This is a genomic window from Mongoliitalea sp. (assembly GCF_054166905.1).
In genome coordinates, this window is the sequence record NZ_JBSZCK010000024.1 from 36,915 (window position 1) to 50,692 (window position 13,778).

At 40.3% G+C, this 13,778-nt stretch carries 13 protein-coding genes and 1 tRNA gene; 4 read left to right on the forward strand and 10 right to left on the reverse strand.

Features of this window, described 5'->3' with window-relative positions:
* Nucleotides 1–343: 343 nt before the first annotated feature.
* Together ACXIUD_RS07910 and ACXIUD_RS07915 are read right to left on the reverse strand one after the other, a co-directional pair.
* Nucleotides 344–419, reverse strand: a tRNA-His gene (locus tag ACXIUD_RS07910).
* A 73-nt stretch (nucleotides 420–492) separates the two neighbouring features.
* Entirely contained in the window at nucleotides 493–1,842 is a 1,350-nt protein-coding gene (locus ACXIUD_RS07915) for a dihydroorotase (protein WP_458052272.1), read from the reverse strand.
* Between the two features lie 93 nt (nucleotides 1,843–1,935).
* Here ACXIUD_RS07915 and ACXIUD_RS07920 point away from each other — a divergent pair, with 93 nt between their 5' ends.
* On the forward strand, nucleotides 1,936–3,294 hold the full coding sequence (locus tag ACXIUD_RS07920) for a DEAD/DEAH box helicase (RefSeq protein WP_458052086.1): 1,359 nt from the start codon (nucleotides 1,936–1,938) through the stop codon (nucleotides 3,292–3,294).
* A 559-nt stretch (nucleotides 3,295–3,853) separates the two neighbouring features.
* On the opposite strand, the gene ACXIUD_RS07925 is transcribed toward ACXIUD_RS07920, so the two are convergent.
* Complete coding sequence (locus ACXIUD_RS07925; RefSeq protein ID WP_458052087.1) at nucleotides 3,854–5,323, reverse strand: TolC family protein; 1,470 nt, start codon at nucleotides 5,321–5,323, stop codon at nucleotides 3,854–3,856.
* 163 nt (nucleotides 5,324–5,486) lie between these two features.
* On the opposite strand from ACXIUD_RS07925, the gene ACXIUD_RS07930 reads away from it, so the two are divergent.
* Complete coding sequence (locus ACXIUD_RS07930) at nucleotides 5,487–6,251, forward strand: class I SAM-dependent methyltransferase (protein WP_458052088.1); 765 nt, start codon at nucleotides 5,487–5,489, stop codon at nucleotides 6,249–6,251.
* On the opposite strand, the gene ACXIUD_RS07935 is transcribed toward ACXIUD_RS07930, so the two are convergent.
* The 7 genes from ACXIUD_RS07935 to ACXIUD_RS07965 all read right to left on the reverse strand — a co-directional run bounded on the left by ACXIUD_RS07935 (nucleotide 6,246) and on the right by ACXIUD_RS07965 (nucleotide 11,988).
* Entirely contained in the window at nucleotides 6,246–7,199 is a 954-nt protein-coding gene (locus tag ACXIUD_RS07935) for a glycosyltransferase (RefSeq protein ID WP_458052089.1), read from the reverse strand. The two genes, ACXIUD_RS07930 and ACXIUD_RS07935, sit on opposite strands and share 6 nt — an antisense overlap.
* Nucleotides 7,199–8,164: a glycosyltransferase family 2 protein gene (locus ACXIUD_RS07940; protein ID WP_458052090.1), complete on the reverse strand. Its 966-nt coding sequence runs from the start codon at nucleotides 8,162–8,164 to the stop codon at nucleotides 7,199–7,201. Before ACXIUD_RS07940 ends, ACXIUD_RS07935 begins: the two co-directional genes overlap by 1 nt.
* 8 nt (nucleotides 8,165–8,172) lie before the next feature.
* Complete coding sequence (locus ACXIUD_RS07945; RefSeq protein WP_458052091.1) at nucleotides 8,173–8,718, reverse strand: DUF4199 domain-containing protein; 546 nt, start codon at nucleotides 8,716–8,718, stop codon at nucleotides 8,173–8,175.
* Between the two features lies 1 nt (nucleotide 8,719).
* Nucleotides 8,720–9,232, reverse strand: a complete 513-nt coding sequence (locus ACXIUD_RS07950) for a DUF4199 domain-containing protein (protein ID WP_458052092.1) — start codon at nucleotides 9,230–9,232, stop codon at nucleotides 8,720–8,722.
* Nucleotides 9,229–10,467, reverse strand: a complete 1,239-nt coding sequence (locus tag ACXIUD_RS07955) for a dihydroorotase (protein WP_458052093.1) — start codon at nucleotides 10,465–10,467, stop codon at nucleotides 9,229–9,231. Before ACXIUD_RS07955 ends, ACXIUD_RS07950 begins: the two co-directional genes overlap by 4 nt.
* A 139-nt stretch (nucleotides 10,468–10,606) precedes the next feature.
* Complete coding sequence (locus tag ACXIUD_RS07960) at nucleotides 10,607–10,780, reverse strand: hypothetical protein (protein ID WP_458052094.1); 174 nt, start codon at nucleotides 10,778–10,780, stop codon at nucleotides 10,607–10,609.
* 56 nt (nucleotides 10,781–10,836) lie between these two features.
* A complete protein-coding gene (locus ACXIUD_RS07965) occupies nucleotides 10,837–11,988 on the reverse strand; it encodes a hypothetical protein (protein WP_458052095.1) in 1,152 nt (383 codons plus the stop codon).
* A gap of 612 nt (nucleotides 11,989–12,600) precedes the next feature.
* Here ACXIUD_RS07965 and ACXIUD_RS07970 point away from each other — a divergent pair.
* Together ACXIUD_RS07970 and ACXIUD_RS07975 are read left to right on the forward strand one after the other, a co-directional pair.
* Nucleotides 12,601–13,080, forward strand: a complete 480-nt coding sequence (locus ACXIUD_RS07970) for a hypothetical protein (protein WP_458052096.1) — start codon at nucleotides 12,601–12,603, stop codon at nucleotides 13,078–13,080.
* A 164-nt stretch (nucleotides 13,081–13,244) separates the two neighbouring features.
* On the forward strand, nucleotides 13,245–13,658 hold the full coding sequence (locus ACXIUD_RS07975) for a hypothetical protein (protein ID WP_458052097.1): 414 nt from the start codon (nucleotides 13,245–13,247) through the stop codon (nucleotides 13,656–13,658).
* The last annotated feature ends 120 nt before the right edge of the window (nucleotides 13,659–13,778 follow it).

A 13,778-nucleotide genomic window follows, 5' to 3' on the forward strand; every position in this document is an offset into this window, starting at 1 on the left:
TTGAGAACAGGCTTAAAAATACCTTTTTAGATGGGAAAGAAAAACTATTGGAGACAAAAATAAAGGTTATGTTTCCATAACCTTTTTATCAATCATCAGGAGGCGTACGACTCCTTTTGAACTTCTTCAAGATTTTTTAATGATTCCTCAAACTTTAAAAAGTACTCTTGTACAAATTTAATATTGACTGGATTTAATTTTGGAAATCGCGGAGAAGATTTAAATAAAGTAAACATCGCCTTTCGTTGTTAGTTTTTAACCATTTATACAATTTTTGTGCCATTTGGGTTTACTAGGGAGTCAATCGTATAAAAAAAATCCCCTCACATCGGGAGGGGATTTTGGGTGGAAGACCGGGTTCGAACCGGCGACCTCTGGTGCCACAAACCAGCGCTCTAACCAGCTGAGCTACAACCACCATTTTACAATCATTCAGGACATCTTCCCGATTGGACTGCAAAGGTAATATATCAGCGCAATCAAATCAAAATCTTAACTCAAATTTTTTCGTGTAAATTTCAATCGTTGTCCCTTTACTTCCTCATGAAATGTCCCATTTTCGTACGCCAAGTGACCGGAAACAATTGTGTGTGTGATAGATGAACGAAAAGTGTGTGCCTCAAATGGTGACCATCCGCATTTGGATAACACATTCTCTTTTGCAACCGTCCATGGCTTATCCAAGTCCGCAATTACAATATCTGCATAATAGCCAGGTCTCAAATACCCTCTTTTTTCAATTTCAAACAAAATTGCCACGTTATGACACATTTTTTGAACAATCATTTCCAGACTGATTTTCCCAGCATGGTACATATCAAGCATTGCCACCAAACTATGTTGCACTAGAGGACCTCCAGAAGGTGCTTTTCCATACATTTGTCCCTTTTCCTCCATGGTATGAGGCGCATGGTCTGTGGCAATAACATCAATATGCCCATCAATTACACCTTGGAATACCCCATCTCTGTCTTCCTTGGTCTTTACAGCTGGGTTCCATTTGATGAAATTCCCCTTTTCTTCATAATCCTCCTCACTGAACCACATATGATGAATACATGCCTCCGCTGTTATTCTCTTTTGTTCCAAAGGAAGATTTTTATCAAATAACTTCACTTCCTCAGCAGTACTGATATGCAATACATGCAATTTACTGCCATATCGTCTCGCCATATCCACTACACGCTTACTTGCATCATAGCATGCCTCCGCTGAGCGGATTTTTGGATGATATTTCACAGGAATATCCTCCCCAAACTCAGCCTTATATTTTTCTAAGTTAGCTTTGATAATGTTATCATTCTCACTATGGGTAGCGATCAGCAGCTTGCAATCTCTGAAAATACGTTCCAAACTTTCTTGGTTATCCACCAACATATTCCCTGTGGAAGACCCTTGAAAAACTTTGATACCACAAACATTTTCAGGATCTACTTTAAGAATTTCCTCGATATTATCATTGGTAGCCCCAAAGAAGAAGGAATAATTGGCTAAAGATTTTTCTTTGGCTATGGCAAACTTATCTTCTAACAACTCTAACGTGGTAGCTTGGGGTACCGTATTCGGCATTTCCATGTAGGAAGTGATCCCTCCCGCCACAGCTGCCTTACTTTCAGTGTAAATCTCTGCTTTATGCGTCAAACCTGGCTCTCTAAAATGCACCTGATCATCTATAACACCAGGGAAAACATACTTTTCTACCGCATCAATATGAATATCAGCTTCATGATCAGATAGATTTTCTCCAATGGCGAATATCATTCCATCTTGAATAAAAATATCACCTCGGGTAATCTTACCTTCATTTACTATATTTGCATTTGTAATTAAGATCCGCTTCAAGCTCATAGTTGTCTGAATTTTTGATTACCAAATTAATGGCTAAAAATTAAAAATGCAGCCAACTAAAAAAAAATATTCTAAACACACCAACTCATGTCCAGTACATCCCCCACTTTTGACCAGTTTAAACTCAACAAGCAGTTGTTGGAAGCCATCAAGGATGCTGGATACTCCAAACCAACTCCTATTCAAGAGCAGGCCATTCCGTTGGCTTTGGCCGGACATGATGTATTGGGAATAGCACAAACGGGCACAGGAAAGACTGCTGCCTATGTGTTGCCTTTGTTGATGAAAGTCAAATATGCACAAGGCATGCATCCCCGTGCATTAATCTTGGCTCCCACCAGAGAGTTAGTTATGCAAATCGAGGAGGCTGTGCAGACTTTTGGTAAATACACCGATATCCGATACGTTTGCTTGTTTGGCGGATTGGGACCGAAAACGCAGATTGAAAAAATTCAGGAGGGTGTTGATATTATCATCTCTACTCCTGGCAGATTTTTAGACTTGTACACCAAAGGAGAAATCTTCACCAAGGAACTTAAAACGATGATCCTGGATGAAGCAGATAAAATGTTGGACATGGGATTCATGGGGCAAATCAGAGCGATCCTGGAAGTAATCCCTGTCAAACGCCAAAACCTACTATTCTCTGCCACTTTTGGAGGCAAAGTAGAACGCTTGTCTCACGAATTTTTAGAGTTTCCAGAACGCATAGAGGTTTCACCTGAAGCCATGACAGCCGACACGGTACATCAGGTGAAATATATGGTACCAAATATCAAAACCAAAATCAACCTACTAACCCACCTTTTAGAAGACACTTCCTTAGAGCGTGTGATCATTTTCACGAAGTCTAGGAAGAATGCAGAATCAGTATTCAGCTACTTGGATCGAAAAGACATGGGTACTATTCGAGTCATCCATGCCAACAAAGGTCAAAACACCCGAATCAATTCTATTGAAGATTTTAAATCAGGAGAAATAAGGATTCTTGTCGCTACGGATGTGGCTGCCAGAGGGCTCGACATTTCCATGGTCAGTCATGTGATCAATTTTGATGTTCCCTTGATTTATGAAGATTATGTACATAGAATTGGAAGAACTGGTCGGGCGGAAAATGACGGTTTTGCCATTACATTTGTGAATCCAGCAGAAGAGTTTCATTTTCAAAGAATCGAGGAAATCATCCGAATGGAAGTTCCTGTTATTCAAATCCCGGCAGAAGTCAAAGTTCCTGAAACTCCTTTTGAAGAAAAGCAGGCCTATGCACGGGAGATAGACGGACAGAAAAAGAAAGACAATCCTGATTACAAGGGTGCCTTCCACGAGAAAAAAGCCCGTCCAAAATCCAACCCCCAAGCCAAAGCTCCCCGAGGCAACAAAAACTCCAAAGCGAAAAGAAACCGTAATCAGCTAAAAACGCAAGGGAATTATAAGAAGAAAGGATGAGGTTGGAAGTGAACAGTGAGTAGTGAGTAGTGAACAGTGATTGGTTAGTGAACAATGAGTAGTGAACAATTCTTATAATAAAAGAAAAAACCAGCCCTATAAACGAACTGTGTTTTGACTCTGGTTTTGATGTCGTTTAGTTTAGAATAACTTTTCCAAAGTTCTGTTCACAGTTTCAGCTTTAACTTACTTCTAATCAAACGTTGGAAAAGTTTCATTTCAACTTGCATTCTTATCTAAAAGATATTAATTCTTGTTTCTTGACTCTTGTTTCTTGTTTCTTATTTCTACTACCCAAATCCCTACATGGTACATTGTACTTGGTACTTGGTACATGTTAGTGATTAGTTGATTGAGTGATTAGTACTATGGTCAACTGTCGACTGTCAACGGTTCGGCTATTGGTTAAAATACAATTACTCCTATTTATTACCTGAATCCCTACTTGGTACATGGTACTTTGTACTTGGTACTTGGTACATAGTAGCGCTTAGCTAGGACCTAACTGTTCACTGCTAACTGTCAACTATAATTGCTCACTGTCCACTGTTCACACCCCCTACGCTCCAGGCTCATAGAGTAGCGTACCACTCTCAAAATCAAATAGTGTCAGCTGTCTCAGTTCATAATAAGCCAACCAATATTCTCTGAGCGCACGGATATAAGCCCGCTGATTGCTATCTTTGTCTCGCTGAGCAATATCTAAGTCTGTGAGAGAAACATTCCCGGTTTGATACCGCTTCAAAGCAGATTCATAGCGTCGCTGAGCAACGGAGGATGCTGTTTTGGAAATACTCAGGCGCTCCTTTAATACCTCAAAGTTTTTTACCTTCGTGAAAATCTCCTGCTCAAAATTGATCAAATCCTGCTCTACGGTGTACTCCACCAAGTTCTTGTTGGCTTGAGCCAATGACATCCTAGCTTTATTTCTTCCCCAGTCCAAAATCGGCACGGATACCGCCAAATTGACCAAGGCTTGCGTATTGGGATTAGTGTAGATTTCCTGCCAAGTAAGGGCTGCATTATTGAAACCATAGCTCGCAGACAAATTTACTTGAAATTGTTCCCCTCTCGCTTGAGCTAATTGAGCATCTGCTTCCGTTCTTCTGCGGTCAAATCCCAAAGACTGCGCACGATTTTGATACGCAAACTCCAAAGCCAGATTCACGTCCACCAAAAAATCATTGATATTTTCAGGCATCTCCAAAGAAATATCGGCACTTTCGCTAAACCCCAAATTACTTTTCAAAGCCAAAGCGCTGGTCTCCATATTTACCCGCGCCTGGGCGGCTTCTTGCTTAGCTGTGAGAAAATTCAACTCTGTCTGCAGTAATTTATCTTCAAAAGTCACACCCATCTCATACCGCGCACGTTCAATGCGTAAAATCTCCTCATTATTGGTCAAGTTGGCCATGGCAATTTCAAAATTCACTTGTGCATCTAGCAAATCAAAAAACAAGGAGGTTGAAAAAGCACTCAACCGCTCCATTTCTTCCACATATTCCCGCTTACTCTCTTCAAAAATCAGAGGTTCGATCTTTTTATCCCACTTGAAGCGATTGTAAGCGAAGATTGGTTGGTCCAAGCGCACATTAACCGGTACCCCTTGCCAACGAGTAGTAGTACCACCGACACTTTCAAAGTTATCAAATCGGTTGGTCGACGTATTGACCGACAACAACCCTCCCGTTGGAGCTACCACCTGCTGTAAACCGAGCCCAACATCCATCAGGTTCTGTCGGATATTCAAAAATTGGATATCACCATCCGGTTGAGTTATCGCTGTAAATTCTTGTCTGAAACTAGGCAAAATCCCATTCAAACGTAATTGGGGATTATAATTGGAACGAAAAAAGCGATATCTCCAATACATATTTTCCCGCTGCGTTTGAATCCGAAGAGATTCCGGAGACAAGGCTTTGGCTCGGGCAACTACTTCTTCGAGGTTATACCTTATTTTATCTTGTGCTGATACTGGATTGCCTATCCATAAAAAACCTACGATGCAGAGTGTAAACAGTTTCTTCATATCATTCTCTAATAGTTGATTAGCTGATTCGGGTTACAATATCGCATTTTTTATTAATTACCGAACGAATTAGTCTTAAAAATTCTTAATTCAATGGGATCCTCTCTCAGAAAATGAGACCTTAGGTTAGGCTTTTCTAATTTTTGAACAGTAATTTGTCTTTATGAAAGCAGTAATCAGTTTTGTCATCCGGTATATTCCAAGAAAATACTTACAGCTCGTTTCTCATTTTTTTCTCCGCGTATTAGCCATCTTTTACACGGGCAATATGGTGCAATGCAATGTTTGTGATAGCCAATTTCGGAAATTTCTACCTTATGGAAGAAAGGCTCGAGAAAATGCACTTTGCCCCAATTGCTTGGCATTGGAAAGGCATCGATTGATGTGGCTATTTTTGCAACAAAAAACCAACTTTTTCACTGCTTCGTTGAAAGTCCTTCATATTGCTCCTGAACTTTGCTTTATTGAACGCATGCAGGCTTTACCAAACTTGAATTACATCACAGGAGATATTGAATCGCCTTTGGCAACGGTCAAAATGGATGTGCATCAAATCCCTTTTGAAGACAATTCCTTTGATGTGGTTTTTTGTAATCATGTCATGGAACATGTGGATGATGATATCCTAGCTTGTAAAGAAATTAATCGCGTGTTGAAACCCAATGGTTGGGGAATAATCCAAAGTCCCGTTTATGATCTTGAAGAGACTATCGAAGACAAAAGCATCACAGATCCCCGAGAACGAGAGCGTTTATTTGGTCAGCGGGACCATGTGCGGAAATACGGGAAAGACTACGCCAAACGCTTGAGTCAATCAGGATTGCTTGTGGAGGAAAACCTATTTGTCCTGCAATTGGATCCAAAACTTGTCAAAAGACATGCCCTTCCTCCTCAGGAAATTATTTTCTACTGTAAAAAAGGTTTATGATTTGCGCAGCCAAGCCCAAGCTAGCCCTTTTGCATAAGCTGATAATTGGGCAATAGAAAGTGGGATAGCTAATAATCCAACAATAGGATTATTGTGCTGAATTGTAGCACCGTAAAAAATCAAGCCTAACCAAAAGCTAAAAACTAGTAATTGCAGATAAAACAGCGTAGGTGACAACCATGCCATCACTAGCATGGACAAACAAAACAATAAAAAAGCCAACGGTAGCAAATGCACCAACTTTATGGCCTCTGGATGATACGTAGATACATTCACACGATTCCTACCAAAGCTGAATCCTTGCCTGATAAATGCAATTATTCCTGATTTCCGCTTATGATACACAAAAGCATCGGCAATCAGCTCTAATTTAAACCCAGCCTTTTTAATCCGAATACTGAGTTCTATATCTTCCCCCTGATTGGGATCAATAAAGCCTCCAGTTTTTTCAAAGACTTCTCTGGAAAAACCCATATTATAGCCCCTAGCCTGGTATTTACTAGGGTCTTGTAACTTCCCTCGGATACCTCCTGTAGTCCAAAAAGAGGTCATAGCATAATCCATGGCTTTTTGAAGGATAGAGAAATCCTCGTGGGCAGCATCTGGACCTCCAAAAGCATCCAACCTTCGTTCCCGAATAGCTGATTCAACTTTGGTCAAATAGTCAGACGGAATAATACAATCAGAATCGAAAAAGATAAAATAATCTCCCTTGGCAAGCGCTGCACCTCTATTTCTGGCAAAACCTTGACCGACATTTTCAATCCATTGATAGGTAATTTGAATGTCTTTTTCAAAGGACTTGACGATGGCTTCGCAGGTATTTTCAGAGCCATCCTCTATTACTATAACCTCAAAATTACTCATCTCTTGCATCCGTAAACTTTCCAGTAATTCACGGATTTCATCAGGCCGATTATATACCGGTATGACAATGGAGAAAAACATCAGTCTTTGAAATTAAGCTTGGACTCAATGGTATAATCTGCTTTTCGACTATTATTAGAAGCCATCAATTCTGCTAGAAAACCGGTTAAAAACAGCTGAACTCCCACAATCAATGCAACTAAGGCCAAAAAGAACAAGGGTTGCGCCGTAATCTCACGTACAGGCAATTGATTGGCTAGTCCATATAGCTTTTTCCATACCAACCATACGGTAATAAAAAAACCCGTTAAAAAAGAGATGGTACCTAATGTACCAAAGAAGTGCATGGGCTTCTTTTTGTAGCGATGCACAAAGGAAACAGAAATAAGATCTAGGAATCCATTGATAAATCGCTCCCAACCAAATTTGGTAACTCCATATTTTCTAGGCCTATGCTCGACTACTTTTTCACCAATTTTGGTAAATCCCTGCCATTTGGCAATGAGGGGAATATAGCGGTGCATTTCTCCGTAGATGTGGATATTTTTAACAACTTTTTTGCTGTATGCTTTGAGCCCACAGTTGAAATCATGGAGTTTGATGCCTGAAATCCATCGGGTAACTCCATTAAAAAACCGAGAAGGTATGGTTTTACTAATTGGGTCTAAGCGCTTTTTCTTCCACCCGGAAACTACTTCATAGCCTTCCTTCTGAATCATGTCATACAAGGCAGGAATTTCATCAGGGCTATCCTGCAAATCTGCATCCATGGTAATGACTACCTCTCCTGAAGCAACTGCAAAACCCATATCGAGGGCGGCAGACTTCCCAAAGTTTCTTGCAAAAGAAATGGCTTTCACCTGAGGGTCGAGCTGGGCTAACTTTTGGATGACGTCCCAGGATGCATCGTTACTCCCGTCATCTATAAACAGCAACTCATAGGCAAAAGAATGATCTGTCATCACCCGCTGCAACCAATTGTATAACTCGGGAAGAGATTCCTCCTCATTAAAAACAGGAATGATAACAGATATATCGATGTGCATATTTTTGATTAGTAATCTAAAGACTTATCTCTTTTTTTAAGGATAGCACCTACAATTAAAGCTAAAATAGCATACACTATGGATGCAATACCTACTGCTTTTAATTGTCCTGACAGGGTATATCCGGATTCGATACCTTGACGCATTTCGTCAAGCTGCGCAGAGGTAAGTGCTCCTTCTCCGGCGAAACGCTCCGTCATGCTGACCACACTTTCGAGTTGAGCCTCCGTAAGCACCCCTGGTAGAGAGGGATCAATTACATTATAGAGCAGCTGTAAGCCTACCGTCCCCAAAATAATGGAGACAAGCAATGCAACAAAACTAAAATTAAAAGCAGGACCAAACTCCATATAGCCTCCGATAGATTTACGGTATTGTATACCCAAGTAAATCAAAATGCCCAATGCAAGACCAAACTGAATAAACTGATTTGTACCTGCCACAATTGCTGTTGGCTCTATAAAGTAGGTAACAAAGGTGATTAATAGACTAACGACACCTAAGATAATACCGGCATTTAAGCCTGCTTGAAAAGGAGTTTGTTGATTTTCCATATTAGACCTTATTTTTTCTTAAAATTATCGAAATTATGATAGTAAAAAATAGTCCTGGAACAATTTTCCAAAGAAAATCATTAAGAGCTATATCTAAAGGCTTCATTTGCTGTACATTTTTCAAAGTAATCGTAAAAGACTCCTCCCCCACTTGATTTTTGATCATCTCCTCATTTACTTCTAAAACTTGCAATTTCAGCGCCTTCAAGGTCTCGAAAGCCTCTGGATTCAGCAATAAATAAATCAAAATACCTATACCCGAAACCAACGCAATACCCATGTAAATCAAAAAACCAACAGACATGCCATGGGCAAAACTCAAGTAACCTTCGTTATAATATCTTTTAAAAAACCGAATGCCTAAAAAAAGAAAAACAGGTGTAAGTATATAGCCTAACAACATGGAAAAGTTGGCTGCATCATAACCCAAGCTTCCAAACAGAATAAAGGCAATCAAACAAAAGCCGCCACCAATCAGGGCAAACTTATAGGAGGACTCTAAATAGCTATTCATGAAAATTGTTCAAACTTTCCTTTACCCAACATATACTTCACTTTTCCTTTCAATGTTGTATTCCACCAAGGATGATTGAAAGATAAACTTTCATTGCTTTGGGCATTGTAATCCCATATTTCTTCCGTGTCAAATATTGTTAGTGTGTCAGATTGAATAGGAAGACCAAGAACCTGAGCCGGCCCTGTGGTGATTTTTTCAATAAGCAGTTCCCAAGGCAACTCGGTTGATAAACTGACCAAAGCAGGCAAAAAGGCCTGTAAACCAATCATCCCAGGACTGGCATAATCAAATTCCACTTGCTTAGCATCCAAATCCTGTGGCTGATGGTTGGATACAAGGGCATCAATAGTCCCATCTTTTAAACCTTCAATCAGGGCATTTCTATCTTCTAAACTTCTTAGTGGTGGAACCACTTTGAAATTGGAGTCAAAACTCATCAAATCTGCGTCTGAAAATATCAATTGATAGATAGAGACATCAGCAGTAACATTCAGTCCTTCCTTTTTAGCTTGGCGAATCAATTCTACAGATTTGGCTGTATTGATAGTTTGAAAGTGAAGCCTACCCCCAGTGTATCGTAGAATTTCAAGATTCCGCTGAACCGAAATATCCTCTGCTAAATTTGGCAATCCTTTGAAGCCTAATTGGGTTGAGATTGCGCCCTCATGCATCTGACCAAACATGGCAATCAATGGATCATAGCTGTGGTCGAAGAGGATGCCATCAAATTTTTGCAAATACTGCAAGGTTTTCATTAAGCGATCAGGGTTCGATAAGGGCTTGATACCATCTCCGAAAATCCGTACCCCTTGGGCATGTAAATCCAAAATATCTGTAAAATCCTCGCCCTTGGCATCCTTGGTTACGCTCGCATGAACAATCAATTCTGTCAACCAGTGGGCAGCTTTGGATTTTAGAAATTCAACTTCGTTTTTGGTTTGGGTGACTGGATGGTTGTTGGGTAAAACCACTGCTTTGGCAAATCCACTGACTTTCAATACTCTCCCCAAGGTATCTAAAGACTCTTTGTATTCCTCACCAGGCTCTCCTGACATACAGCGTAGATCTATCCAACCCATAGACGCAAAAAACTTTGAGCAATCAATACTCGAATCCACAATCGCATCATTGGAAATGGATGCGGCGAAGATGCCGTCTCTAATAATGTAATTCTTTGGTGGAAGGATTCCTTGGGGTGTGATCAGCCGAAGCGAGGTAAGTGCTAGAGTCATGCTTTTTTCCTTTGTGCAAATCTGCAATATAATTCATAAAATGAAAAATATATTGTCAATATACCCAAGGATAAATACTCCTTGGGCCATTCCTCTGGCTCAAGTCAAGAAGATACTTACTGGAAAGTAGGATTCCTTATTAGTCTTGAACCTTCTCACGAAGCTCATAGATGGGGTAAGATTGATAGTCATTTTCAGTTTCATGTAGGTCTGCCTGATCCATGGAAACCTCTTTGATTTGATCGGGAGTGATTCTAGGGAGGCTTATCGCATGGACCAACTCAAAATTTTTAACTGGGTCTAGCTGATACAATAAGGTATCTCCATAGAGAATGGTAGAAACAGTGGAAGAAAACTGATCAGAGAATACTAATTTCTGGAAATTTTCACTTGGTAGATGGTCAGAAAGTCTTCCTCTTCATCTAAGTTGGTTGGCTTAAGAAACCAAAGTTGCTCATCTCTAACAAGCCACTGTCTATCCCTCAGATTCGCAGGTAAAACAACATCATCCAACAAATCCCCTTCTTTGGTTAGCACCAACATCCGGGGAGGAAAATCTTTCCTCATGGCAGGAATCATCTCCATCCAAGGCAATCCTTCATAAGGCATTCGATGAATTTCTGGTATACCAGGGAAAAATGTTGTCAGAACATAGTCATTGGTGGTTTTAAGATTTTCAAAAAGTCCAGAATAAGCATCTGGACTGATCATCCGTGGATCTACGGACTTCATCTCCTCTCCCTGATTGTAATAATAATCTGGAAGCTCAAAATCAATCTTTCGGATCAACTCATAAGGAGCTGTGGAAGCATAAATTTTCAAAGCTGGTTCTACCCCTTGAATGACATACAGTTGTTGATCCGAAAAAGCCATTCGCGGAATCATATGGGCAATATCATGTCCTTGTCCATTTTTAAATAGGCTATTTTCATCAAAGGTTAAGAATGATTCGACTTTCCTGGCAGTTGTGTCAAACCAAGCTAACGAAGTGTATGTATTATAAAATTCAGGTAAATTCCTCGGAATGGACCCTCTTCCTGCTCCAACAGTCAGAATTCTATTCCCAACCCAATAGAACTCTTGATCAGCTGCGGCCCTTCCGGAGAATGAGGGCATTACATTTTCCTGATGCTTTCCACCATGGATGAGCATTCCATCCAGACTGTATGTATACACACCCTGATTAGAAATCACAGTAAATGAGTTTCCGTCAGGGTCGAACTTTCCTGCGCCTATTGGAAAAACACCATAGCTATCAGGTATATCCCCTGATTTGCTGAATATTTGCAAAACGTTTCCATCAAAATCGGCTATGACAAACTCACGAGTTTGTCCATTCATTAATAGAATTTTTTCAGATCCTGGGTGGATATCCATCAAATTAGCCATCCCCAAATAATCCACTCGAATGGAGTCCATGATGATCAATTCAAACGACCCATCTGTTGAGGAGTCAGTTTCACTTGTCCCACAAGCAAACAAAATCGAACTTACCAAAAATAGAATGAGAAGTATTCGCATGATTTTTTTCTTTAAAATTAAGAAATTAGGAGTTAAAAAGCAAAGAAAAGAGGCCTACTGAATTTGGAATGGTAAAGGATGAAGGATGAAAAAAGTGAAATATGCTTGTTTCGACAAGCTCAGCACAAGTGCGCGAAATAAATTGATATATGCCTACTTAGACAAGCTCAGCACAAGTTGCGGCTATATATTATGGGCATGTAAAAAGGAAAGTCTTCTCAAAAAAATATTAAGTATTTTTAATTACTGTCGTCCGAAAACGGAATTGGGTAAAATAATTTGATCTTGGAATAGTACCAAAATGAAAGATGGGGAGCTTTTTGGAGCTATCTCATCTTTTTTCTATTGTTGATTCGACCACAGTTACACTTTGCAAAGATATTCTCAAAGGAGCCGGACGGAATCCACTATGTGGAAAGAAGAAAGGAGGAGCCAAGATTTTCGTATCTTAGTCGGATAACAGTAATTTTTAATAACAGAAACCAACGTTGCGGACGTGGCGTGAAACCTTTGCGGCCGTGGCGTGAACCTGCTTAAAAAGCTAAAAATACGATGCAAAAATTTCAAATTTTCTACCTAACTTCCAACAAATTACCTTAATCCAGCTACTTGATGAAACAGATGAATTTGATTTTAGCGCTACTTGGGTTCGCGCTTATTTTTGGATGCACAGAAAAAGATCCTGCATTTAACCCCCAATTAGTTGGAACATGGGAAATTGTTCGCTTGAATGAAACCCTGAACACCAATTCCGTAATTGCTTATACTTTTAACAGTGATGGCACCTATTCATGGGTATGGGCTTTCCGAAACCCAGGAGAGCGTACCAACTTTGGGTACCAACTCATTTGGAATGGCACATTCCGCACCACTCAAGATCAGATTAGTTTCAGAGTGGAAGAATTATTTGATGCCCCAGTGGGCATTCCTAGCTCCTTCTTTGTTCCACGCGAGGAAATGGTTCAAAGAAATTATACTCCCGGCGCTATCACCAACCGAAGATTTCAGCTATCAGCAGACAGGAGCACCTTGACGATATTCGCAGATTCCGAACAAGCATTAGACGAGGTGTATGTGAGAGCAACGAGATAGTTTGAAGCCTCAAAAGAAACTTCCCATAGTAGGATTCCAAGCTTATGAAAAGGCAGCCAACAGCTCATGGTATGAAAGGCTCGCATGAAGTTGGGATGAAAAAAATTTAAATATCTGAGACAATCCGAAACTAATAACCGTCTAGAGAGAAAACCACTACACCTATGAAAAAATGGATGCTCTCACTCGCCTTTTTATTAATCCTCAACGGTTGCATGGAAAATGGAATTGATATTCCCTTGGTAGGGGCATTTCCTGTGGGGGCTTGGGAAATCCGTGATTCCCGAGGAAGCGTCCTGACATTAAATCAGCGCAACCCCTTGCCCGCTGATACCTATGGTTATATTTTTCAACCCAATGGGCGTATGGTCAGCAGGAGCATCAATGGCTTCTGTGGGACTCCACCGGTCATCATGGAAGATTATCCGGGTACTTGGACCTGGACCGGCAATTCTATCCGCATCAATACCCGCTTCTGGGGTGGCACTATCCAAGAAGAATGGAAAGTCCTCCAATCCACCAACTCCACCGTAGTCCTCGAAATCCTACAATCCACTTATACCTACGATTTCGATTAGTGTGGTCCACAGATTGCTCAGATTACACAGAAAAAACTCGCTCATTCTCAAAAACCTACACACCTAATCTAGCCTAACCACAATCTCAACTATTCTCCAAAAAATTCCTATAAAAAAACA

Coding starts and splice junctions, on each gene's coding strand:
- ACXIUD_RS07920 (WP_458052086.1), top strand. CDS start 1,936: ATGTCCAGTACATCCCCCACTTTTGACCAGTTTAAACTCAACAAGCAG.
- ACXIUD_RS07925 (WP_458052087.1), bottom strand. CDS start 5,323: ATGAAGAAACTGTTTACACTCTGCATCGTAGGTTTTTTATGGATAGGC.
- ACXIUD_RS07930 (WP_458052088.1), top strand. CDS start 5,487: ATGAAAGCAGTAATCAGTTTTGTCATCCGGTATATTCCAAGAAAATAC.
- ACXIUD_RS07935 (WP_458052089.1), bottom strand. CDS start 7,199: ATGTTTTTCTCCATTGTCATACCGGTATATAATCGGCCTGATGAAATC.
- ACXIUD_RS07940 (WP_458052090.1), bottom strand. CDS start 8,164: ATGCACATCGATATATCTGTTATCATTCCTGTTTTTAATGAGGAGGAA.
- ACXIUD_RS07945 (WP_458052091.1), bottom strand. CDS start 8,718: ATGGAAAATCAACAAACTCCTTTTCAAGCAGGCTTAAATGCCGGTATT.
- ACXIUD_RS07950 (WP_458052092.1), bottom strand. CDS start 9,232: ATGAATAGCTATTTAGAGTCCTCCTATAAGTTTGCCCTGATTGGTGGC.
- ACXIUD_RS07955 (WP_458052093.1), bottom strand. CDS start 10,467: ATGACTCTAGCACTTACCTCGCTTCGGCTGATCACACCCCAAGGAATC.
- ACXIUD_RS07965 (WP_458052095.1), bottom strand. CDS start 11,988: ATGCGAATACTTCTCATTCTATTTTTGGTAAGTTCGATTTTGTTTGCT.
- ACXIUD_RS07970 (WP_458052096.1), top strand. CDS start 12,601: ATGAAACAGATGAATTTGATTTTAGCGCTACTTGGGTTCGCGCTTATT.
- ACXIUD_RS07975 (WP_458052097.1), top strand. CDS start 13,245: ATGAAAAAATGGATGCTCTCACTCGCCTTTTTATTAATCCTCAACGGT.